21 protein-coding genes and 1 pseudogene are annotated in these 20,515 nt (G+C 71.3%); 11 read left to right on the forward strand and 11 right to left on the reverse strand.

All coding sequences use genetic code 11. The features are described from left to right. Positions 1-82 precede the first annotated feature (82 nt). The 3 genes from M4V62_RS40800 to M4V62_RS44015 form a co-directional block, all read right to left on the reverse strand. Positions 83-1,093: an acyl-CoA dehydrogenase family protein gene (locus M4V62_RS40800; RefSeq protein ID WP_249592243.1), complete on the reverse strand. Its 1,011-nt coding sequence runs from the start codon at positions 1,091-1,093 to the stop codon at positions 83-85. A gap of 198 nt (positions 1,094-1,291) precedes the next feature. After that, positions 1,292-1,846: an NADPH-dependent FMN reductase gene (gene ssuE / locus M4V62_RS40805; protein ID WP_249592244.1), complete on the reverse strand. Its 555-nt coding sequence runs from the start codon at positions 1,844-1,846 to the stop codon at positions 1,292-1,294. A 234-nt stretch (positions 1,847-2,080) separates the two neighbouring features. Continuing rightward, positions 2,081-2,167, reverse strand: coding sequence for a putative leader peptide (locus M4V62_RS44015; RefSeq protein ID WP_425575174.1), 87 nt, complete (start codon positions 2,165-2,167; stop codon positions 2,081-2,083). A gap of 104 nt (positions 2,168-2,271) precedes the next feature. On the opposite strand from M4V62_RS44015, the gene M4V62_RS40810 reads away from it, so the two are divergent. Then, positions 2,272-3,180: a LysR family transcriptional regulator gene (locus tag M4V62_RS40810; protein WP_249592245.1), complete on the forward strand. Its 909-nt coding sequence runs from the start codon at positions 2,272-2,274 to the stop codon at positions 3,178-3,180. 22 nt (positions 3,181-3,202) lie between these two features. Here the strand turns inward: M4V62_RS40810 and M4V62_RS40815 are convergent, their stop codons facing one another. Both M4V62_RS40815 and M4V62_RS40820 read right to left on the reverse strand, forming a co-directional pair. Beyond that, entirely contained in the window at positions 3,203-3,754 is a 552-nt protein-coding gene (locus M4V62_RS40815) for a DUF6069 family protein (RefSeq protein WP_249592246.1), read from the reverse strand. Positions 3,755-3,875: 121 nt separating this feature from the next. Next, positions 3,876-4,286 (reverse strand): STAS domain-containing protein, encoded by a 411-nt coding sequence (locus M4V62_RS40820; protein WP_249592247.1) that lies wholly within the window; start codon positions 4,284-4,286, stop codon positions 3,876-3,878. Between the two features lie 444 nt (positions 4,287-4,730). Between M4V62_RS40820 and M4V62_RS40825 the strand changes: the two are divergent. Then, a pseudogene (locus tag M4V62_RS40825) lies at positions 4,731-5,402 on the forward strand (YhjD/YihY/BrkB family envelope integrity protein); the annotation flags it as partial. A 56-nt stretch (positions 5,403-5,458) separates the two neighbouring features. Here the strand turns inward: M4V62_RS40825 and M4V62_RS40830 are convergent. Continuing rightward, the gene (locus M4V62_RS40830) at positions 5,459-6,871 is read right to left on the reverse strand and encodes a DUF2252 domain-containing protein (protein WP_249592248.1); all 1,413 of its coding nucleotides are present in this window, start codon (positions 6,869-6,871) and stop codon (positions 5,459-5,461) included. Positions 6,872-6,995: 124 nt separating this feature from the next. On the opposite strand from M4V62_RS40830, the gene M4V62_RS40835 reads away from it, so the two are divergent. Continuing rightward, a complete protein-coding gene (locus tag M4V62_RS40835) occupies positions 6,996-8,300 on the forward strand; it encodes a diacylglycerol/lipid kinase family protein (RefSeq protein ID WP_249592249.1) in 1,305 nt (434 codons plus the stop codon). 12 nt (positions 8,301-8,312) lie between these two features. Here the strand turns inward: M4V62_RS40835 and M4V62_RS40840 are convergent, their stop codons facing one another. Continuing rightward, positions 8,313-8,774, reverse strand: coding sequence for a DUF7144 family membrane protein (locus M4V62_RS40840; protein WP_249592250.1), 462 nt, complete (start codon positions 8,772-8,774; stop codon positions 8,313-8,315). A gap of 181 nt (positions 8,775-8,955) precedes the next feature. Here M4V62_RS40840 and M4V62_RS40845 point away from each other — a divergent pair, with 181 nt between their 5' ends. Continuing rightward, complete coding sequence (locus M4V62_RS40845; RefSeq protein WP_249592251.1) at positions 8,956-9,219, forward strand: hypothetical protein; 264 nt, start codon at positions 8,956-8,958, stop codon at positions 9,217-9,219. Between the two features lie 154 nt (positions 9,220-9,373). Next, positions 9,374-9,817 (forward strand): response regulator transcription factor, encoded by a 444-nt coding sequence (locus tag M4V62_RS43660; protein WP_283779139.1) that lies wholly within the window; start codon positions 9,374-9,376, stop codon positions 9,815-9,817. 21 nt (positions 9,818-9,838) lie between these two features. Here M4V62_RS43660 and M4V62_RS40855 read toward each other — a convergent pair whose 3' ends face one another. The 3 genes from M4V62_RS40855 to M4V62_RS40865 form a co-directional block, all read right to left on the reverse strand. Then, on the reverse strand, positions 9,839-12,139 hold the full coding sequence (locus M4V62_RS40855; protein WP_249592252.1) for a LuxR family transcriptional regulator: 2,301 nt from the start codon (positions 12,137-12,139) through the stop codon (positions 9,839-9,841). A 162-nt stretch (positions 12,140-12,301) separates the two neighbouring features. Next, complete coding sequence (locus M4V62_RS40860) at positions 12,302-12,787, reverse strand: DUF1269 domain-containing protein (protein WP_249592253.1); 486 nt, start codon at positions 12,785-12,787, stop codon at positions 12,302-12,304. Further along, entirely contained in the window at positions 12,787-13,341 is a 555-nt protein-coding gene (locus M4V62_RS40865) for a DUF1269 domain-containing protein (protein WP_249592254.1), read from the reverse strand. Before M4V62_RS40865 ends, M4V62_RS40860 begins: the two co-directional genes overlap by 1 nt. Before the next feature lie 147 nt (positions 13,342-13,488). Here M4V62_RS40865 and M4V62_RS40870 point away from each other — a divergent pair, with 147 nt between their 5' ends. From M4V62_RS40870 to M4V62_RS40880, 3 genes are read left to right on the forward strand one after another with little or no spacing between them, the layout of a single operon-like run. Further along, entirely contained in the window at positions 13,489-14,937 is a 1,449-nt protein-coding gene (locus tag M4V62_RS40870) for a hypothetical protein (protein ID WP_249592255.1), read from the forward strand. A gap of 19 nt (positions 14,938-14,956) precedes the next feature. After that, a complete protein-coding gene (locus M4V62_RS40875) occupies positions 14,957-17,653 on the forward strand; it encodes an MGH1-like glycoside hydrolase domain-containing protein (protein WP_249592256.1) in 2,697 nt (898 codons plus the stop codon). Further along, the gene (locus M4V62_RS40880; protein WP_249592257.1) at positions 17,653-19,149 is read left to right on the forward strand and encodes an alpha-amylase family protein; all 1,497 of its coding nucleotides are present in this window, start codon (positions 17,653-17,655) and stop codon (positions 19,147-19,149) included. Before M4V62_RS40875 ends, M4V62_RS40880 begins: the two co-directional genes overlap by 1 nt. 48 nt (positions 19,150-19,197) lie before the next feature. Here the strand turns inward: M4V62_RS40880 and M4V62_RS40885 are convergent, their stop codons facing one another. Further along, the gene (locus tag M4V62_RS40885; RefSeq protein WP_249592258.1) at positions 19,198-19,446 is read right to left on the reverse strand and encodes a hypothetical protein; all 249 of its coding nucleotides are present in this window, start codon (positions 19,444-19,446) and stop codon (positions 19,198-19,200) included. 49 nt (positions 19,447-19,495) lie between these two features. On the opposite strand from M4V62_RS40885, the gene M4V62_RS43665 reads away from it, so the two are divergent. From M4V62_RS43665 to M4V62_RS40895, 3 genes are read left to right on the forward strand one after another with little or no spacing between them, the layout of a single operon-like run. Further along, positions 19,496-19,735: a DUF6192 family protein gene (locus tag M4V62_RS43665; protein ID WP_283779175.1), complete on the forward strand. Its 240-nt coding sequence runs from the start codon at positions 19,496-19,498 to the stop codon at positions 19,733-19,735. Beyond that, positions 19,720-19,968: a DUF6192 family protein gene (locus M4V62_RS43670; RefSeq protein WP_283779140.1), complete on the forward strand. Its 249-nt coding sequence runs from the start codon at positions 19,720-19,722 to the stop codon at positions 19,966-19,968. The genes M4V62_RS43665 and M4V62_RS43670 overlap by 16 nt, the downstream gene beginning before the upstream one ends. After that, entirely contained in the window at positions 19,968-20,210 is a 243-nt protein-coding gene (locus tag M4V62_RS40895; protein ID WP_249592259.1) for a hypothetical protein, read from the forward strand. Before M4V62_RS43670 ends, M4V62_RS40895 begins: the two co-directional genes overlap by 1 nt. The last annotated feature ends 305 nt before the right edge of the window (positions 20,211-20,515 follow it).

Genomic DNA, 20,515 nt, shown 5'->3' on the forward strand with positions numbered 1-20,515 from the left:
GGGGGGGGTCCTCTGTGAGCCATGTGAGTCGTATGAGCGGGGTCGTCGGTGTGGTTGATGTGGACGTGAAGTCGGGCTGGTCTCACACCAGGCCGTTGCGGGGCGGCGGGGTGTCGTTGAGCTCCCAGTCGCCCAGGTGGCGGAGCTTGAGACGGCGTGGGTCGTGCAAGGTGTGGGTGCGGGCGTTGCGCCAGTGCCGGTGGAGGTTCAGGTCCCGGTCCGCTGCGCGGGTGCCGATGAGCTCGAAGATGCCGCTGGAGACGGCCAGGGCCACCGCGTCGGACTGCGCGCGGGCCGCGGCCACCGCGGCCGACGCCTCGGCGGCGCTCTGCTCGGTCAGTTCGGCGCGGGCGGCGTCCAGGGCGTCACCGGCCTCGCGCAGCAGGGCGCGCGCGGAGCGCACCCGCAGGGCGAGTTCGCCGAAGCCGTCGATGACCGCGCCCTCGTCCGCGGCGCGCTCCACGCTCGCCTCCAGGCGGGGGCGGGCCAGGGAATGGATGAGCCGCTTGCCCTCGCGCAGGGCGCCGACCGCGATGCCCGTGTCGATGGCCGCGTGCAGATACTGGCCGAAGGCGCCGAACACCTCGTCCTTCTCGAAGACCGAGTACACGGGCACGATGTGCTCGGCGGGCACCCGCACCTGGTCGAAGCGGACGGTGCCGCTGCCGGTGGTGCGCTGGCCCATGCCGTTCCAGTCGTCCTCGACGCGCACGCCGGGATGGTCGGCCGGCACCCAGGCGGCATGCGTGCGGCCCTCCTCGTCGTCGGCGTACACCGGGATCCAGTGCGCGAAGAGCGATCCGGTCGCGTAGAACTTGGTGCCGTTCAGGACGCGGCCGCCGTCGGGGTGCCGTTCGAAGCCGATGGCGAACTCACGGGCCGTACGGGTGCCTCGTTCGGAGAGCGCGTTGCCGAAGTGCCGCCCCGCGATGACCTCCCGGTAGAAGAAGGCGCGCTGCTCCTCGGTGCCCGCGTGGGCCAGGACGTTGACGAAGAAGTAGTGGTTCTGCGGGATCTGGCCGACGCTCGCGTCACCGGCCGTCAGCTCCGTGAACGCCTCGCCCAGGCTGCGCACCGAGCTCGGGCCCGCCATACGAGCGGGGGATCGAGAGCGTGAAGAGACCGGCTTCGGTGAGCTCGCGCAACGCTCGGCCACCTGACGGGCGAGCGCGATCGCCTCCGCATCGGAGGCGGGGATACGGGGCATGGGCGGGCCTTTCGGGTGCCGGGGAGGGAGGAGGAGGGATGTGGGGTGGCGCTCTCCGTGCGGAAGGGAAAGCCGATTGCCCCCTCACGCGACCGCGAGCCGCGTCGGCTCCGCGAGCACCTCGCGGAAGCGGTCGACGACGGGCGCGAGGCCGGCGTCCGCGTCGGGCGTGAGGCTGACCGTCCCGTCGTCGGCGGCCGTGATGTGGCGGTCCAGGACGAACCAGCCCTGGGTTACCTCGGCACCGAGCGAGGTGAGGACGGGCCGCAGCGCGTAGTCGACGGCGAGGACATGGGCGGGGGAGCCGCCGGTGGCCAGCGGCAGGACGGGCTTGCCGCGCAGCGCGTACTGCGGAAGGAGGTCGAGGAAGGTCTTGAGTACGCCTGAGTACGCCGCCTTGTAGACGGGTGTGCCGACCACGAGCGCGTCGGCGTCCTCGACGAGGGCGACCGCCTCGGCGACGGCGGGATGCGAGGTGTCCGCGGACAGGAGCGCTTCGGCGGGCAGCGTGCGTACGTCCAGTGACCGCACCCGGTGCCCCTGCGCGGCGAGGTCGCGGCCCAGGTGCTTGACGAGACGCGCGGTGCGGGAGGAGCCGGGGGCGGATGCGCTGCCGGTGAGCGTGAGAACGGTGGCCATGGCGGAAGTCCTTCGGGTACGCGGCCACGTGGGCCGGTGGTGCGAGGCAGGGGGAGGCGAGGGAAGGCGGGCAGGCGGCAGGCCTGCGGATGCACGCAGTCGCGAAGGGCGCGGCGCTGCTCGGCACGTAGGCGGGACCCGTCAGACCCGACAGGGAAGCGCACGGGCCGTCAACAGGCCCGGCAGGTCGCGGAGTTCACGTGCACGAGAGACGGTGGAGTGCCCGGCGGATGCTCAGCGGCCGTGGCGACAGCAGGCGCTGCACACCCGCGCGAGGTCGACGTACCGTCGCCGCGTGAGGGGGGATCGCACTGCATTCATGTGCTCGATTCAAGCAGCTGCCCCCACGGGACGTCGAGTCGGTAATCACTAAGCCCTGATAGGGTTTCCCTCCCACATCGGGGGTTCGGTGAGAGGCGCGCGGCATGCGGACGGAGCAGCTCGAGTACATCGAGGCGGTCACCCGGCTCGGCTCACTGCGCCGCGCCGCGGGCGAACTCCACCTCTCCCAGCCCGCGTTGAGCGAGACCGTGCGGAACCTCGAGCGGGAGCTCGGCGTCTCGCTCCTGGACCGTCACCGCTCCGGCGTGAAGGTCAGCGACGAGGGCCGTGAGCTCCTGCCGCACATCATCGGCGTACTGGAGTCGGTGGACCGGCTGCGCAGGGCCGCGCACGATCAGCACCAGTCCAGCCGTGTGGTGCGCGTCGGCACGGTGAACGCGGCGACGGCCCCGCTCCTGGTCCCCGCCGTGCGCGCCTTCCGGGAGACCCACCCGGCGACACAGGTGGAGATGGTCGGCTCGCAGCAGGACGACATCCACCGCGGCCTGCGCGAGGGGCGCTTCGACCTGGGCCTGGTCAACTACCTGGACGGCGACGACACCCCGCCCGACGTCGACACCACGGAGCTGCTGCGCGGCAGGCCCGTCGTCTGCCTGCACCCGGACAGCCCGCTGGCCCGTCTCAAGGCGGTCTCGCCCGCAGACCTGGAGACGGAACCGTTCATCGCGATGCGCGCCGGCTACGTCATGCACCGCTACGCCCACCGCCTCCTCGGCGGCTCACCGCCGTCCTTCGCGTACTCCACGGACGGCGCGGAACTGGGCAAGCTGATGGTGGCCGAAGGCCTAGGGGCCGCGCTCCTGCCCGACTTCAGCGTCATCGGCGACCCGCTGGAGCGGGCCGGAATGATCACGCACCGCCCGCTCACGGACGAGACCACCCGTGTCCTCGTGGTCCTTCAGCGCCGCCGCAGTGATTCCTTTCCGCGGGCCGTGAGGGAGCTGCACGAGGCCTTCGTGACCAGGGCGACGGGGCTCAGGGAGCGTCCGTGAGCCCCGCCTTGCCGCTCCTGCCTCACTGCCCCTGACTGCCGCGCACGGCCCCGCGCGCCACGGCCGACAGAAGCGAGCCGATGGCGACGCCAATGGCCAGGTAGACGGCCGCCGTGCCGATCTGGGCTTCGAGCGACGCGTAGAAGGTGAAGGGCAGCAGCACCATCACGACGGTGGTCAGGGAGACGATCCAGACAAGGAAGCGGCCTGCCTGGGGCGTGCCGAGCATCAGGAGATGCAGCAGGAGCGTCGCCGCAAGGGCGGCCAGCGCGGCACCGCCGGCCAGCAGCCCGGTCGAGGCATCGCCCATCGCGCCGTCACCTTCGGGCGCGAAGACCGGGATGCCGAGGATGCCCCGTACGAGCAGCAGCCCGACGACGGCGGTGAGGGCGGCGACCAGCGCGGTGACCAGGCCGCCGATCCACAGCCGCCCGGCGTCGACGCGGGAGCGCGAGGGCGGCGCCTGGTTCCCGTACTCGGAGGGCTGCCCGTAGCCGGAAGGCCCGCTGTAGCCCTGTGGCGATCCGTTGTCGTACCCCGGTTCGTAGCCGTAGGGCTGACGTGGTGGCTCCATGTGGCCTTACCCCTCCTCGCGGGACCCGTTCCCTCCGATCGTCCCGGCGTGTGGCCACACCACCAGTGGACAGCCGCCACACGAGTGCGGGCCTTCCGGGCGACCGGCGGGCAGGGAGCGGTCAGCCGGCTTCCGCATCGGGCTGGCCCAGGGCGTCCGCGAGGCAGGGAACGGGGTCGAAGACCGGAAGGAGGCCGGTCACCCGCAGGATGTGCAGGGTCAGCGGGCGGGAGCAGACCAGTTGCAGGCGGCCGCCGTGTTCCAGGATGCGCCGGCGGGCCCGGCACAGCAGGCGCAGGCCCGAGCAGTCGAAGAAGTCGACAGGGCTGAGGTCGATGATCGCGGTGAGGGCGGGCCGTGCTGTGTGTGCGTCCAGGGCAGGGGCCATGTCGAGGGCGGCGCTGATGTCGATGGCGCCGCGGAACTCCAGGACCAGATGACCTTGCGTGCGGTAGGTGTGCAGATGCCCGTTGCTGGCGGGCGGGGCGCCGTTGATCATGATGGCATCCTCGGTGTGGACGAGGCCTGACATGTGCCAAGGGAGGGGAGGGGAACGGGCTCACCGGGGGCCAGGGTGATCGTGAGTGGCGTACCGATGGGCAGGTCGCGGCAAGGCGTCTTGCCGGGCCGTGGCATCGGTCCGCGTATCCCTCATCTGCCCTGGTGGGACAGGGAGGTGAGAGATTTCCATCATGACCCCATCGGGGCGTGTTTGGCACATGTCTGGGGCAACTAACTCCGATTGCGGCGAAGTTGGCGTGCTGCTGCCTCGGCGTGTCGTGATGACGGGGCCGACTCGGACGGTCACCTGCGTACGTCACCCGGAGCGGGCGACGTGCGGCGAGGCACCGAACCAGAAGGTGTCCGGCAGGAGTTGGTCCTGCTACGAGAGGACACCGTCATGCCGATCGCCGGTGCGGCCCGGCCGCTGGCGGGACGCGTCGTCCTGCAGCTCGTGCGCGTCACCATCCTTGACATGTCGACGCGCCTGGCGGCGCAGGCGTTCCTGGCCGCGCTGCCGATGCTCATCGCGGTGGCCTCGTTCAGCCCGCAGGCCGTCCGGAGCGAACTGCTGCGCTCGCTGCGCACCCTCATCGGTTCGGGCGGGCCCGTGGTGGCGCAGGCCGAGGGCGTGGCCGCGGGCGGTGACACGGCGTTGCACAGCTGGGGTGCGGCGGGCGTGCTGGTCGCGCTGCTGTCCGCCACCGCCTTCACCCGCGCCCTGCAACGCATGTGCGAACGCTCGTGGGACCTGCCCCGCTCCGGTGTGCGGCTCGTGGCCTGGCGCTGGGCCGTGTGGCTTCTCGTGTGGATCGCGATGCTCATCGTGCAGGGCATGCTGCACCGGGCGTTCGGCGCGGGCCCCGTCCTGGGCGTGCCCCTGCAGCTGGGGGCGTCGGTCCTGATGTGGTGGTGGACCCAGCACCTGCTGCTCGCCGGCCGGGTGCCCTGGCTTCCCCTGCTGCCGGGCGCCCTGCTGACGGGCACGGGAGTGGTCTCGTTCTGTTCTCTGTCGGGGCTGTGGCTGCCCCGTGCGCTCCGGATGAGCGAAGGTCGCTACGGGGCACTCGGCTCGGTGTTCACCTTGCTGTCCTGGCTGATCCTGTTCTTCACCGTCGTCGTGTTCGGCGTCGCCGTCGGCCGGTTGCTCTCCGAGGAGGATTTCCTGCGCCGACGGCTGACGCCCGGTGGGCGACCGGTCTCTCACGCCGACGGATCCGGCGCCGCGGTCACCCGGCCGTCCCGCACCGCGGCGGCCAGCGCCCGGTGGTCACGCTCGTTCTGGTCGGCGTACGACTCCGCGAACCGGGCCAGGGCGCGGTCGAAGGAATCGGAGCCGCCCAGATAGGCGGCGATGGCGATCCGGTCACCGGAGCGGGCATGCGCGCGGGCGATGGTCGCACCGCACATCCGGCCGAAGAGGCGCATGACGTCGGGGGTCATCAGCTCGGCCTGGGGGATGGCCTTCCAGTCCCGCAACTGCCGTACGTAGAAGTCGCGTTCACGACCGTCGAGCCCTTCGACCCGCTCCCAGCCCAGGAACATGTCGCTGGTCGCCTGCATCAGACGCTGCCCGGCGACGACCCGTTCGCCCTGGTTGAGGTGGCTGCTCGCGCCCGCGAACTCCGCGAGCACCGACGCCGGTGCTTCCTTCGCCTGCAGCAGCAGCGGGTCACCGTCGTCCCGGCCGAGCAGCAGGATGATCCAGCAGCGCGTCCCCACGCTGCCCACCCCGACCACCTTCCGCGCCATGTCGACCACCCGGTACTGGGCCAGCAGGGCCCGGCGGTCGGCGGGAAGCGTCGTCGCGTACCGGTCGATCAGGTCCCGCAGCTGATGTTCGAGCTCCTTGCGCTCGACCCCCGGCATGAGGTCGTCGAGCGGAGTGATCAGGGGCGGGTCGGGGGCGATCCGCAGCTGGCCGTCGACCACCCGGGCCAGTTTCTCCAGGGCCTGGAGATGGTCACGGGTGCGGGCCTTGCTGATCGTGCGGGACACCCTCCGCCGCGCTCGCGAGTCCAGCTTGGCCGACAGCGTGGCGTGCAGATCCTCCACGTCGATGCGGGAGTACCACACGTCGAGCGTCCGCATCCGGGCGAATCCCCGCATCGACTCCCGGTACGAGCGGACCGTCGATCGCACCACGCGGGCCCGCTGCGAGGGGCTGAAGCCGTTCTCGCGCCCGGCGATGACGAGGCTCACCACGAGGCGTTTGACGTCCCACTCCCACGGTCCGGGAAGCGTCTCGTCGAAGTCGTTGACGTCGAACATCAGATGCCGCTCCGGCGAGGCGAGCAGCCGGAAGTTCAACATGTGCGCGTCCCCGCACAGCTGGGCCCGCAGACCGCTGTCCGGGGTGGTGGCCAGGTCGGTGGCCATGATGGCGGCCGCCCCGCGGAAGAAGCGGAACGGCGATTCGAGCATGCGGCCGTAGCGGATCGGCACGAGCTCGGGGATCCGGCTCGCCGACTGCCGCTCGATCACGTCGACGGGGTCGGGCCGGTCGGGCGCGGGCGCGAACTCGGCGTGGCAGGACCGCCGGGCACGGGACCGGCCCGCCCTACCCAGGGCCGCCCGCTGCTGCGGGGTGAGGTGATGGTGCGTGGTCTCGGTCATGGTGTGCTCCCTCCAGGCGCTGAGGACTCTGGGCGCGGCGCGGCCGCTCGGCGTCACCCCGGTGGTGTGAAGTCGCCTTCCAGGGGTGAGGCCCGGGGCGCTCCGAGGCCACAGACTGAGAGGCATGGAACCGACGATGCGAGGACAGCGATGGCTGGCCCGTGCGTCCCTGGCATCCGCCGCTGCCGCGGTGCTGGTGCTCGGAGTGTTCGCGGGATTGAAGACCTTCGCGCTGCTCGGCGTGGGGCTCGCGGGCCTGGCGATCACGGCCGCCGCGGTGTGGTGGATCCTCAGCAGGCGTGGCCTGCCGCGGATCCTCGCGGCGCTGCTTGCGCTCATCACGCCGATCTGGGTGCTTGTGGAGTTCACCCAGGCCCGGCTCACCTGGGTGGTCCTGGCCTCCGGCGGTCTGTGGCTCCTGGCGGCGGGCACGGGCCGGGCGGCCCTCGCCCGGCACGCTGCCCCGGACCAGATGCCCGAGCAGCCGGCCTCGACGTTCGTACACCCGGTCCTGATCATGAATCCGCGTTCCGGCGGCGGCAAGGTGCGGCGGTTCGCCCTGGACGAGCGGGCCGGTGCCCTGGGCGCCGAAGTGGTGCTCCTCGAAGGGCCCGGCGAGACCGATGTGGCGGCCCTCGCCCGCAAGTGCGCGGCCGAGGGCGCCGATCTGCTCGGCGTCGCCGGCGGTGACGGCACCCAGGCGCTGGTCGCCGAGGTCGCCGCCGCCCTCGACCTGCCCTTCCTGGTGATCCCGGCGGGCACCCGCAACCACTTCGCCCTCGATCTGGGCCTGGACCGCGAGGACCCGTCGAAGGCCCTTGACGCGTTGCGCGACGGGGTGGAACTGCGGGTGGATCTCGGCCGGGCCGGCGGGCGGCCCTTCGTCAACAACGTGTCGTTCGGCGCGTACGCCGAAGTGGTGCAGAGCCCGGCCTACCGGGACGGCAAGACCCGCACCACCCTGGGGCTCCTGCCCGATCTCCTCGTGGGCCACCGGGGTGCGCGGCTGACGGCACGCGCCGGGGAGCACGACTTCACGGATCCGCAGGCCCTGCTCGTGAGCAACAACCCCTACGGCACGAACGACATCGCGGGCCTCGGCCGCCGCACACGCCTGGACGGCGGGACCCTTGGCTGCGTCGGTGTCCACGTCACGAGTGCCGCACAGGCCGCGGGGCTGCTGCGCGGAGCGCAGTCCGCCGGGCTGACCCGGGCGACCGCGGCCTCCGTGGTCGTCGACGCCGACCAGGAGGAGATCCCGGTCGGCATCGACGGCGAGGCGGTGCGTCTGCGCGTCCCCGTGCACTGCGAGGTGCGGCCCGGGGTGCTGCGGGTGGTCGTGCCCCGGCTGCGGCCGGGGACCTACCGGGAGCGGCCGAGGCTCGACTGGCGTCTGATCAGCAGGCTCGGGCTGACCTCCCGGCACTGAGGTGTCCTCTCGCTACACCGGAGCCCCGTAGACCTTGTGGGCCTGACGGTGCCCGTACATGGTCAGCGACCAGATCACGAGGATGTCCAGGGCGATGATGATGGCCGACCACACCGGGTAGTACGGGGTGAAGAAGAAGTTCTCCAACGCGCTGAACCCCGCGACGGCGATCCCGACCGCGCGGGCCCACGTACGGCCGCTGAAGATGTTGAGCGCCGCCGCGAGGACCAGGACGCCGGTGAGCATCTGGACCCAGCCGCGGACGTTGACGTCGAAGTCGAACGGGTAGTCGTTCTGCGCTTGGTAGAAGTTGTCGTCCAGGATCGCGGTGAGTCCCGCGATCGCGTGGAACGACCCGATGATGCCCAGGACGCATACGGCGAAGACGACTCCTCCGACGGCGACCGGACTGACGTGGGGCTGCGGTTCGGGCGCGCCGGAACGCGTCTGGTCCGGCGAGATCTGATCTGCCATGTCGAACCTCCTCCTCGGTGGACCCGGAGCATCCCGCCCGGCGCCGCCCGGCCGGTTCACCCGCAGCGGATGAGCCCGGAAGCCCAGGTGGCGCCACCGTCACCCGCACGAGGTGATGCCGTCGGCCGTGCCGCCAGGAGAATGGCGGCTGACGCAGGGCCGTCGCACTGGAGGTGGCGCCATGGGCGGGGCACACGAAAGCTCGGGGCCCGAACCGGCCGGGACACCACCCGGCGGCGCCGACTTCGAGATCCGCGTCCGGGGCAGGATCGGCGAGGCCTTCCGGTCGGCGTTCGGAGAGCTGACGGTCGTGCTGCGCCCCGCCGAAACGGTGCTCCTCGGTGTGGGACTCGACCAGGCAGCCTTGTACGGGATCCTCGACCGCATCCAGGCGTTGGGGCTCGAACTCCTCGAGGTGCGCCGGGTACCGGGCACCAGCACCTAGACCGGTCTCGGCACCGGCATTTGGCCAGCGGCGTGGACGGGGCGGCGGTAAGGATCGAGCCCCCGTTCGAAAAGGGCTGACCGGCCCCTTCCACCGGCGTGCCGGCCGCCCCAGGGTGTAGGGGTAATGCCCTGCACATGGGGAGGTGAGGGGCATGACCGCAGCGTTGCGCACGGAGTCTGGAGGTGGCTCGAGGGGGACGGTGGGCACGGCCGATCCGAGCGTGACGGCCTGTCTGGTGTGGGTCGCCGGCACCCTCGTACGTATCGCGGGGGACGTAGGTGATCTCCGCAGCGCGGGTGCGCTGGTGGGCGAGGCAGCGGCTGTCCTGGCCCTGGTGCCCGAGCAGTCGCGGCGGCCCGTGTCCGTACCACCGCCTCCGAGGCCGTTGACGAGCTGTCAGCTGGTGGTGCTGTGCCGGTTGCAGCAGGAGGTGCCGCTGCGGGAGATCGCCGAGGACCTGTACGTCTCGGTGAACACCGTCAAGAGTCATGTCCGCGCCGTCTACCGGAAGCTGGGCGTGGCCTCCCGGGCCGAAGCCGTGCAGCGTGCCCGCGTGCTGGGGCTCGTGCAGGGCGGAAAGCCAGAGCCAACTTGACAGCCAAAGCCAAAGCCACAGTCACAGGAGCTGGAGTTCGCGGGCCCGCCGGACCGCGGCCGAGCGCCGGGTCACGGCGAGCTTGCGGTAGACGCTCTTGAGGTGCGTCTTCACCGTGTTCACCGAGAGGTACAGCTCTTCGGCGATCTCCTCGGTGGTCATCATCTGCGCCAGCCGGTTCAGGACGTCGCGCTCCCGCGCGCTGAGCCGCTCGGCGGGGGCCGCCGGGGCGGACACGACGGTGAGGGCCGGCCGGGCGGCCGTGTGCTGCGGCGCGGCGGCGGGCGACCTGTGACGGGCGGAGTCGAGCAGGGAGACACAGGCGGGCACCAGGGCCCGCAGCACAGTGCGGGGCAGCCGGGACGCGGCCACCACCTCGGCGATCGGAGCGGGCGCGGAACCGCCCTGCTCCACCACCGTGGCGAGCCCCGCCACCAGGGAAGCGATCTCGGCGAGGAAGTCGTCGGGCAATCCGCCCAACACGGCCTTGGCGCCGGTGAGTTCGTGCCGGGCGCGGCCTGGTTCGGCGCGTGCCAGTTCGACCCAGGCGCGTACGAGATGCAGGCACGCCTGCGAGCGCTCCGCCACGGTCCAGGCGGGCAGGGGTGGCTGGGTGGCCTGGGCGGCGAGCTCGTCGGCGGCCCGGAAGCGGCCGCGCAGCGCCTCGAGGAGCGCGAGTTCGATGAGGCAGTCCCGGCGCAGTGCGCCGTTCCCGGCGGCGCCCGCGGCCTTGAGCCCTCCGGTCAGGGAGGCCTCCGCCGGCTTGAGGCCGCCGGTCCGTAACTCGCCGCTGCCGCGGATGGCCAGAGTGAGGGCGAGGATCTCGGGGCGCTGCGCGAGCACCGCGTGCGGCAGGCGTGAGAGGGCCGACTCCGCGTCGGCCGCGGCGGCGCGCGCCTCCTGGGGGCTCCGGGAGCGCAGCTGGTCCATGCGGATGACGGCGCGGGCCAGGCGGCACCGGGCCATGCGGTCCTCGTCCGCCGTCAGTTCCGCGAGGAGCCGGTCGGAGAGGACGAGGTAGCGCATGCACGCCTGGTCGTCGTCGCGGACCCGGGCGACCGCCGCGGCGAGCAGCGCCGGTTCGGGGTGCTCCGCCGGCAGCTGCTCGGGCAGCCGACGGGTCAGCTCGTTCGGCAGCCGCAGCCTGGTCAGGCCGAGCACCTGGCCGATCGCGAGGCGGTCCACGATCAGCCGTCCCGCCGTGCCCCAGTCGCCCGCGGCGAGCAAGTGCCGCACGGCGTCGGCCAGCAGACCGTGCTCGCCGAGCCAGGCCGCGGCGCGGCGGTGCAACTGGGCGACGAGGCCGGGCTTCTCGTGGCGCAGGCACATCCGCAGTACGTCGGCGAACATCTGGTGGCAGCGGTACCAGCCCTGGCCGACGGGTTGCAGGAAGGAGTTCTCGCGGACGAGGGAGGCGAAGTGCCGGCCCGCGTCCTCGCCGGAGAGCTCGACGGCCAGTTCGGCGTTCACGCGATCCAGCACGCTCGTCGTGAGCAGCAGTCGGCGCATGCCGTCGGGCTGCTGATCGAGCACCTCTTCGACGAGGTAGCTGGCGACGGCCTCGTCGTCGCCGGCGAACTGCGTGACGAACCGCTCGGGATCGGATCGCTTCTCCATGGACATCGCGGCAAGACGCAGCCCCGCCGCCCAGCCGTCCGTGCGCCGTCGGAGCGTGGTCACCGTCTGTTTCGGCACGTCGATCCCGTGCTGGGCGAGGAGCGCCGCCGTCTCCCGGTCGTCGAAGGCCAGGTCGCCGGTGCGCAGCTCGGTGACCTCGCTGGTGAGCCGGCCCCGGTGCAGATGCAGGGGAGGGTCACGGCGGGCGAGCACCACCAGGCGCAGCACCCCCGGCAGATGCCGCAGGAGGCTGCTGACCCCTTCCGCGATGGGGGAGCCGGGCGTGGGCTGGAAGTCGTCAAGGACCAGCACCACCGGCTCACCGCGTCGGTTGAGATCGGCGGCGAGCGCCGCCACGAGCAGCGGTTCCGCCTCCGAGGTGACGGGTTCGGCCACGTCCACGCCGGCCTCGCGCAGCGCGCCGATCACGCGCGGCCAGAAGACGCTGGACTGCTCGGCCCGGCCGTCGCAGCTGACCCAGGCGAGCGGGCCCGGCAGACGCCGGGTGTGCGCCCACTCCAGGGCGAGAGCGGTCTTGCCGGCGCCCACGGGCCCCACGATCACCGTCAGCGGTCCGAGGACGCCCCGCACAAGACGGCCCGTCAGACGGGGTCTGGGCACCAGCCAAGGGGGCAGCGAGGGTGCCGTGCCGACGGAGGCCTGGTTCGGGCCGGTGTCCCGTGCGGGGCGTGAGGACTCGGCCATGGGCGGCACCTCGCTCTCGGAGCCAAGTGGTGCGGCTGCGGCAAGTATGGGGTCGACCGCGCAGCGGGAGCGCGCGGCAGGCGCCATCTCACCCGGGTGAAATTCCCGTGGGGGACGGCGCCTGCCACGGCGGCCCGGCCCGGAGCGCCGGGCCGCCTGCGGTCACTTCTCCTGAAGGGCCTTGACCAGTTCCTCCTCCCGGTCCTTGGTGAGCGACGTACGGATCACGGTGGGGTTGAAGGGACGCACCGCGTCACGTACGCGGTCGGGTGTCGAACGCCGGACGAGGGCGAAGACGGCGGCGCGGCCCGGTTCGAGGGCGCTCGCGGTCTCCTTGACGAAGGCGTCGTTGATGCCGATGTCGGTGAGCTTTCCGGCGACGGCTCCGGTGGCGGCTCCCACCGCGGCACCGAACACCGGCATCAGGAAGAGCAGCCCGAACAGCGAGCCCCACAGGGCGCCGCTGGCCGCGCCGGTGGACGTGGTGCTGAACGTCTGACGCACATGGAGCTTGCCGTCCATGGTCCGCCAGGCGAGTGCCGCGTCCTCCAGGTCGAGCAGTTCCTGGCGGTGCAGTTCCTTGGCGAGCCGCAGAACCCCTTCCGCCTTCTCCTTGTCCGAGAATCCGAGCACGACGAGATCGGCCATCAGGCCCTCCTGCGGTGGTTGTCGGTCGTCGGGTGCGGCCCTGCTTGAGGTGTGACCGGGTCACCCAACTTCTGCGCCATTGCCGTCAGTTCGGTGAGAACGGGGGCCAGCGCCTCTTCGGTGAGGAAGCCCTCGGCGACCGGCACCGCGCCGGCGTCGCGGAGGGCTTTGCGCAGGTACTTGGCCCAGATGTGTTCCAGCAGGATGAATGCCGCGGCGGCCCCCGGGTCGAGGGACTCGGCCATCTCCCTGATTTCCGTGAGGGTCAGGCCGAAGGCGTTGCCCTCGGCCAGGCTCGGGTGGGTCTCCTCCGCGGCACGGACCTGTTCCTCGGAGATCCCGAGAAGCGAGGCGACCGTCTCTCCCATGCCCTCGGCCTGGAAGTCCAGGGCGAACAGATTCCCGCCGGGCTCTTTGCGGACGAAGAGCATGTCCAGGACGCGGATCTGTCCGTTCGCCTCAAGGATCGCCAGTTCCTCGATGATCCGTCCTTCGAACTTGGCGTCAGGTCCGAACTCGACCGTCAGGAGTTGTACCGGTCCGATCCCAGCCATCGTGTCTCCTCTCGCGGATGTGCCGCCGTCACGTCCCCCGTCACGGCCGTCATCACAGCGTCGGCAGCCGGTACGGCGCGTCACCCGCCGCAGGTGAGCAAGGCGGGCACGGGCGCGGTGACGGTGGGAGGCGGAGGTACGACGCCCATGACTCATCACGAGACACCGGACCCCGGCGACGACGGGCGCACCCGGGAGAGCACCAACGAGTCCGAACTGGAGCGCCTGCGGGCAGAGGTCACCGCACTGCGTGACCGGGCCGGCACCGAACGGCGGCGCAAGGTCCGCCTGCTGTCCCTCCGGCGCACCGTGGCGGCCGTGCTGATCGCGCTGGTCGCCGTCCTCGCCGTCACCTCGATCGTGGGTGTGTGGGGTGCGCGGACCACGCTCAACACGGACCGCTGGATCGCCACGGTGGGGCCGCTGCCCGAGGACCCCGACGTGAACGCCGCCGTCTCCAGCTATCTGACGCGTGAGATCTTCGACCAACTTGACGTCGAGCAGCGGCTGTCCGAGACGCTTCCGCCGCGCGCGTCCTTCCTCGCGGCACCGGTCACCGGAGCCGTCCACGACTATCTGCGGGACTCGATCTCCAAACTCATCGCCACGGACCGGTTCCAGGAGCTGTGGCGTGCGACGAACCGGCTCGCCCACGAGCGGATCGTCGAGGTGCTCGAGGAACGCAACGAGAACGTGCGGGTGAGCGGCGACACGGTCACCCTGAACCTGCTGCCGATGGTCAACAACGCGCTGCGCTCCCTGGAGCAGCAACTGCCCACCCTGTTCGGCAAGAAGCTGGACCTGCCCGCCCTCTCCTCCGGTGAGATACCGCCGGGCCTGCACGAGCGCATCGAGAGCGCGCTCGGCGTCTCGCTGCCCGAGGACTTCGCGCAGATCCGCCTCTACAACCGCAACGAGCTGGGCCAACTGCAGGAGTCCGTCCTGCTGTTCAAGCGCGCGGTGGTGGGCCTGGTGATCGGTGTGCCGGTCCTGCTCGGGCTTGCCCTGTGGATATCGCCCCAGCGGCGGCGCACCCTCCTCCAGCTGGGCCTGTGGCTGGTGGTGACCGTCACGGTGCTTTCGACCGTGCTGCGCGCGGTCCGTGACCAACTGCTCGACCAGGTGCCGTCCGGCGTCTACCGCGACGGCGTACAGGCCGCGCTGTGGACGGTGTTCACGACCCTGCGCGACCGGGGCGACCAGCTGCTGTGGCTGGGGATCGCCATCGCCGTGCTGGCGTATCTGGTGGGACCCGGACGCCTGCCCGTGGCGCTGCGCCGGCACACGGCGCAGGGGGTGCGGGCCACCGGGCACTTCGTGGCCAAGGCCGGCGAGCGGCTCCCCGAGGGCGCGCGGGTGCGGCCGTGGCTGGCCCAGCACGCCGACGTGCTGCGGGTGTCGGGAGCCGTGGTCGCGGCCCTGATCGCGCTGCTCCTGTCGTCGTGGACCGCGCTGCTCGTGGTCGGCGCGCTGCTGGCCGCGTACGAGATCGCGATCACCCTCGTCGCCCGCGCGGCAGGACCGCCCCAGGACGGCTCACCCCCGAAAGGTGAGGCGGGCCGTGGGACCCCCGCGAAGACTGGCGCACCCGTTTGACCGAGGCAGGGAGACGCGCATGAAGACGCGGACGCACGCCGGACGGATCGGACCGAACGGCGACGGGAGCGGAAGGTCGCGCCTGTGGGGCCCGTATCTGAGCGAACGGCAGTGGGGCACGGTCCGCGAGGACTACAGCCCCGGCGGCGACGCATGGTCCTACTTCCCGCACGATCACGCGCGCTCACGCGCCTACCGGTGGGGCGAGGACGGGCTCGGCGGCATCTGCGACGACAAGCAGCGCCTGTGCCTCGCCCTCACCCTGTGGAACGGCCGCGACCCGATCCTCAAGGAGCGCGCCTTCGGCCTCACGAACGGCGAGGGCAACCACGGGGAGGACGTCAAGGAGTACTACTTCTACCTCGACAGCACCCCCAGCCACTCCTACCTGCGGTACCTGTACAAGTACCCCCAGGCCGCGTTCCCGTACAACGATCTCGTGACCGTCAACCGGGACCGCACACGGCAGGAGTTCGAGTACGAGCTCATGGACACCGGCGTCTTCGACGACGACCGGTACTTCGACGTGACGGTGGAGTACGCCAAGGCGGACCACGACGACATCCTGATGCGCGTCACCGTCGACAACCGGGGGCCCGACGAGGCGACCCTGCACGTGCTGCCGACCCTGTGGTTCCGCAACACCTGGTCCTGGGGCGAGCAGCACGAGGGGGAGGCCAGGCCGCGGATGCGGGCGGTCGACGGGCCGCGCTCGACCGTCACGGTCCGGGCCGACCACCCTCAGCTCGGCAGTTACGACCTGCGGTGCGGCGAGGGGGCCGCGCTGCTGTTCACGGAGAACGAGACCGACCACGAGCGGCTGTTCGGCTCGCCCAACGCCTGCCCCTACGTCAAGAACGCCATCGGCCGGTACGTCGTGGAAGGGGACGAGAGCGCCGTCAACCCGGCGCAGGAGGGCACCAAGGCGGCCGCCCACCACACGCTGACCATTCCCGGGGGAGGGTCGCAGACACTGCGGCTTCGGATGGGCCCCGCCGGCGCGCAGCTCTCCCTGACCCGGGGCTTCGACACGGTGTTCAAGGACCGCATCGCCGAAGCCGACGCCTTCTACCGGGAGTTGACCCCCGAGGGGGCGAGCGAGGACGAGGCGCGCGTCATGCGCCAGGCGCTCTCCGGGATGCTCTGGTCCAAGCAGTACTACGGCTTCGACCTGGAGATGTGGCTGGCCGAGCACGACCTGACCCCGTGGAGCCCGCCCCGTCCCGGCATACGCAACGGCGAGTGGTTCCACATGGTCAGCGACGACATCGTCTCGATGCCGGACAAGTGGGAGTACCCCTGGTTCGCCGCCTGGGACCTGGCGTTCCACGCCGTGGGCCTGTCGGTCGTCGACATCGGTTTCGCCAAGGAGCAGCTCGAACTGCTGCTGCGGGACGCCTACTTGCACCCCAACGGCCAGATACCGGCCTACGAGTGGAACTTCGGCGACGTCAACCCGCCCGTGCACGCCTGGGCCGCGTACTTCGTCTACACGATGGAGAAGGGCACGACCGGCCACGCCGACCACGCGTTCCTGGAGCGCACCTTCCAGAAACTGCTCACCAACTTCACCTGGTGGGTCAACCGCAAGGACCCGAACGGCCGCAACATCTTCCAGGGCGGCTTCCTCGGCCTCGACAACATCGGCGTCTTCGACCGCAGCGCCCCGCTGCCCACCGGTGGCTCCCTGGAACAGGCGGACGGCACCGCCTGGATGGCGCTGTACTGCCAGTCGATGCTGCAGATCGCGATGGAACTCGTCGAGCAGAACCCGGCGTACGAGGATCTGGTCCTGAAGTTCGTCGAGCACTACCTGTGGATCGCGGCCTCGATGGACCGCGTCGGGGACCTCCACGACGAGCTGTGGGACGAGGAGGACGGGTTCTTCTACGACGTGCTGCGGCTGCCGGACGGACAGGCGGTCCGGCTGAAGGTCCGCTCCATGGTGGGGCTGCTTCCGCTGTGTGCCTCGACCGTCTTCCAGCCGGACCAGCTGGCCCGGCTCTCCGGTCTGAGCGAGCGGCTGCGGCGGTTCGCCGCGCGCCACCCCTCGCTGTCCGTGACGCTGACCTCGGCGCAGGCCGGTACGGCGGGCGGCCCGCGGCTCCTGTCCGTCCTGGACGAGAAGAAGCTGGTGCGCGTGCTGGCCCGGCTCCTGTCGGAGGACGAGTTCCTGAGCCCCTACGGGATCAGGGCGCTCTCCCGCCACCACGCCGAGCACCCGTACACGTTCTGGGTGCACGGCGAGGAGTACAAGGTCGGCTATCTGCCCGCCGAGTCGGACACCGGCATGTTCGGCGGCAACTCCAACTGGCGCGGCCCGGTCTGGCTGCCGATGAACGCCCTCGTCATCCGCGGTCTGCTCAACCTGTACGGCTTCTACGGCGACGACCTCACCGTCGAGTGCCCGACCGGCTCGGGGGTACGGAAGAACCTGTACGAGGTCGCGGAGGACATCAGCGGCCGCCTCGCCCGGATCTTCCTGCGTGGCGACGACGGACGGCGGCCCGTGTACGGCGGCCAGGCGAAGTTCACGGACGACCCGCACTGGCGCGATCTGATCAGCTTCTACGAGTACTTCCACGGCGACAACGGCGCGGGAGTCGGCGCATCGCACCAGACGGGCTGGACCGGTCTGGTCGCGGCCCTGATGAAGATCTTCGGCACGCTCGGACCGGACGACTTCCGCTCCGGATCCGCGAGGAGGCACAAGTGATGACCGAGTTGCCCGCGCAGCCCGTCGTGCACGAGGTCAACACCCGCGTATGGCTGCGGGAGATCGGGCTCCGCGCCGGCCGTCCCGTCGGCCTCGCGGACGTACCCAAGGACGTGTGGGACGAGATCACGCCCGCCGGGATCGACGCCGTCTGGCTGATGGGGGTGTGGGAGCGCAGCCCGGGGGGACGGGCCATCGCCCTGGACAACCCGGCGTTGCGCGGCGCGTTCGCCGAGGCCGTCCCGGACATCGGCGATGAGGACATCGCCGGATCGCCGTACTGCATCCGCCGCTACGAGGTCGACGCGGCACTCGGCGGCGGCGCCGGCCTTGCGGCCGCCCGCGGCGAACTCGACCGCAGGGGAGTGGGGCTGCTGCTCGACTACGTGCCCAACCACGTGGCCCCCGACAGCCCCTGGGTGAGCGAGCACCCCGAGTACTTCGTGCAGGGTGACGCCGAGGACGTCCGGCGTGATCCGGCCGGGTTCCTCGACACAGGGCGCGCGGTGCTCGCGCGGGGCCGCGACCCGTTCTTCCCGCCCTGGCCGGACGTGGTGCAGCTGAACGCCTTCGCCCCGGCCCTGCGGCGGGCGACCGCGGAGGTGCTCGGCGACATCGGCCGGGTCTGCGACGGGGTGCGCTGCGACATGGCGATGCTGCTGATGAACGACGTCTTCGCGCGGACGTGGGGCGAGCGGGCGGGGACCCAGCCGCAGGAGGAGTTCTGGCCCGAGGTCGTGGCTGCCGTCCGCCGGCAGCATCCCCACATGGTCTTCGCGGCCGAGGCGTACTGGGACCTCGAATGGGCCCTGCAGGAGCAGGGGTTCGACTTCTGCTACGACAAGCGTCTCTACGACCGGGTCCTGAACGAGAGCGCCGATTCGGTCCGGGCGCACCTGCGGGCCGACGAGCAGTACCAGCGCCGGCTCGTGCGCTTCCTGGAGAACCACGACGAGCCGCGGGCCGCGCGCACCCTGCCCCCGGCCAAGGAGCGGGCGGCGGCCGTCCTGATCGCCACGCTGCCCGGCGCCACCCTGTGGCACGAGGGCCAGTTCACCGGGCGACGCGTCCACCTGCCGGTCTTCCTCGACCGGCGTCCGGATGAGCCGCCGGATCCTTCCCTGCGGGCGTTCCACGAGCGTCTCCTGTCGGCCGTGCACCGCAGCGCCATGCGTACGGGGCGGTGGCAGCTCCTGGACAGCGACGGCTGGCCCGACAACGACTCCGGCCGTGCCCTGGTCGCCTCCTCCTGGTCCGGTGAGGCGGGGCGGTTCCTGACCGTGGTGAACCTCTCGGAGCATCGGGCACAGGCATGCGTGAGGCTGCCCTGGGGCGAACTGAGCCAGGGAACCTGGGAGTTGACCGGGATCCTCGACGCCGAGCGGTACGAGCGCCCGGGCGCGGAGCTGGCGGCGGACGGGCTCTACGTCGATCTGCCGCCGTGGGGCACGCACGTGCTCTCGGTCACGGCCAGTGGATCCTCCCGGCCTTGGTGAGTGTTTGAGATCTCTAGTCGGGCGGCCTGTACGGCTGGATCCTGGTGGTCATGAGGTCTGGCGGGACGGTTCGGCGGCAGCGGTGTTCTGCTCGGGTACGTGCAGGTCACGGCGGTGGCGAGCCCTGGAACAGGCACGGCGGCGGGTGGCGGCGATGCAGCGTGGGGACGTGATGACGTGTCCGGTCTGCGCGCGTGAGTGGACGGTGGGGGTCGAGCGCCAGCGGTCGGCGGTGTTCTGTTCCTCGCGGTGCCGCACGCGGGCCTGGCGGTCGAAGGTGTCGCGGAGTTCCGTCACGGTGACGCCGTAGCCGAACGCCGCAGGTGACAGCGAGCGGTGGGCACAGATTGAGGACCCTCCGTTCAACCAGCGCACGGGCCGACGAGGTTGGACGAACGACGGGGCGAAACGCCTGGTCGGGCAGCGGGTGGACACGCCGGTCTCGGTCGAGGAGAAGGTACAGGCCGTCACCGATCTCACCGGGGACGACGAGGTCGCCGCCCAGGTCGCGGTGACCCTTCTTCGCCGGCCGGAGGCGGCGGCGACGCTGCCCGCGCCGGGCGGGTGCGGGTGGTTCAGGAGCTGACCCGGGACGACGAGGTCGCGCAGACGGTGACCGAGGAGCTTCTCCAGCGGCCACGGGTCGCGCGGCAGGCTATGCGCAACGACACGACGCGTTCGGTGGTGAACCGGGCCCAGTTCGACAATTCCGAGGAGACCCGGGGCCGTATTCGTGACCGGGTTCCGGCGGTCCGCCAGATCGAGCACACCAGGCCGACCGCGATGCCGCCCGCGAACTCCTCTGGCGCCTGCGCGTGATGCAACCGCAGATCACCCAGATCTGGGCTGATTCCGCCTACGCCGGCCAGCTCATCAACTGGTCGGGCGACTTCCTGGACATGACCCTCAAGACCGTCTCGCGGCCTCGCGGCGCGAAAGGCTTCGTGGTCCCTCCCCGACGCTGGAAAGTCGAGCGCACCCTTGGCTGGATCATGAAATCCCGCCGGAACGTCCGCGACTACGAACGGCTCCCCCACCACTCGGAAGCCCATCTGACCTAGGGACTCATCACCCTTATGACCCGCAGGATCACCCGCAAAGGCCCCCGCACCGACTGGTCGAAGAGGACCTGACCACCGGCACAACTTCCGCCGATCGGTGACACGGCCCATGATGCGGTTCATCGCGGTGAGGGTCCTGGCCCGGTTGGCCGAGCCCTACCGTGTGGGTGGAGGAGGCGACGCTGATGGGGTCGTTGATCGGGGAGTTGGAGGTGCGGGAGGCGGCGGCGCGGGCCCGGGTGCGGTCGCCGCCGTCCTCGACGAGTGACGGAACCGCCGGGGCCGCACCGTGCCGGGGGCCGAGC

The organism is Streptomyces durmitorensis, from assembly GCF_023498005.1.
GTDB classification, from domain to species: Bacteria; Actinomycetota; Actinomycetes; order Streptomycetales; family Streptomycetaceae; genus Streptomyces; species Streptomyces durmitorensis.

Excerpts from the sequence above, each read along its gene's own strand:
- M4V62_RS40800 (WP_249592243.1), bottom strand. The coding sequence starts at position 1,093 with ATGGCGGGCCCGAGCTCGGTGCGCAGCCTGGGCGAGGCGTTCACGGAG.
- ssuE (WP_249592244.1), bottom strand. The coding sequence starts at position 1,846 with ATGGCCACCGTTCTCACGCTCACCGGCAGCGCATCCGCCCCCGGCTCC.
- M4V62_RS44015 (WP_425575174.1), bottom strand. The coding sequence starts at position 2,167 with ATGAATGCAGTGCGATCCCCCCTCACGCGGCGACGGTACGTCGACCTC.
- M4V62_RS40810 (WP_249592245.1), top strand. The coding sequence starts at position 2,272 with ATGCGGACGGAGCAGCTCGAGTACATCGAGGCGGTCACCCGGCTCGGC.
- M4V62_RS40815 (WP_249592246.1), bottom strand. The coding sequence starts at position 3,754 with ATGGAGCCACCACGTCAGCCCTACGGCTACGAACCGGGGTACGACAAC.
- M4V62_RS40820 (WP_249592247.1), bottom strand. The coding sequence starts at position 4,286 with ATGTCAGGCCTCGTCCACACCGAGGATGCCATCATGATCAACGGCGCC.
- M4V62_RS40830 (WP_249592248.1), bottom strand. The coding sequence starts at position 6,871 with ATGACCGAGACCACGCACCATCACCTCACCCCGCAGCAGCGGGCGGCC.
- M4V62_RS40835 (WP_249592249.1), top strand. The coding sequence starts at position 6,996 with ATGGAACCGACGATGCGAGGACAGCGATGGCTGGCCCGTGCGTCCCTG.
- M4V62_RS40840 (WP_249592250.1), bottom strand. The coding sequence starts at position 8,774 with ATGGCAGATCAGATCTCGCCGGACCAGACGCGTTCCGGCGCGCCCGAA.
- M4V62_RS40845 (WP_249592251.1), top strand. The coding sequence starts at position 8,956 with ATGGGCGGGGCACACGAAAGCTCGGGGCCCGAACCGGCCGGGACACCA.
- M4V62_RS43660 (WP_283779139.1), top strand. The coding sequence starts at position 9,374 with ATGACCGCAGCGTTGCGCACGGAGTCTGGAGGTGGCTCGAGGGGGACG.
- M4V62_RS40855 (WP_249592252.1), bottom strand. The coding sequence starts at position 12,139 with ATGGCCGAGTCCTCACGCCCCGCACGGGACACCGGCCCGAACCAGGCC.
- M4V62_RS40860 (WP_249592253.1), bottom strand. The coding sequence starts at position 12,787 with ATGGCCGATCTCGTCGTGCTCGGATTCTCGGACAAGGAGAAGGCGGAA.
- M4V62_RS40865 (WP_249592254.1), bottom strand. The coding sequence starts at position 13,341 with ATGGCTGGGATCGGACCGGTACAACTCCTGACGGTCGAGTTCGGACCT.
- M4V62_RS40870 (WP_249592255.1), top strand. The coding sequence starts at position 13,489 with ATGACTCATCACGAGACACCGGACCCCGGCGACGACGGGCGCACCCGG.
- M4V62_RS40875 (WP_249592256.1), top strand. The coding sequence starts at position 14,957 with ATGAAGACGCGGACGCACGCCGGACGGATCGGACCGAACGGCGACGGG.
- M4V62_RS40880 (WP_249592257.1), top strand. The coding sequence starts at position 17,653 with ATGACCGAGTTGCCCGCGCAGCCCGTCGTGCACGAGGTCAACACCCGC.
- M4V62_RS40895 (WP_249592259.1), top strand. The coding sequence starts at position 19,968 with ATGCAACCGCAGATCACCCAGATCTGGGCTGATTCCGCCTACGCCGGC.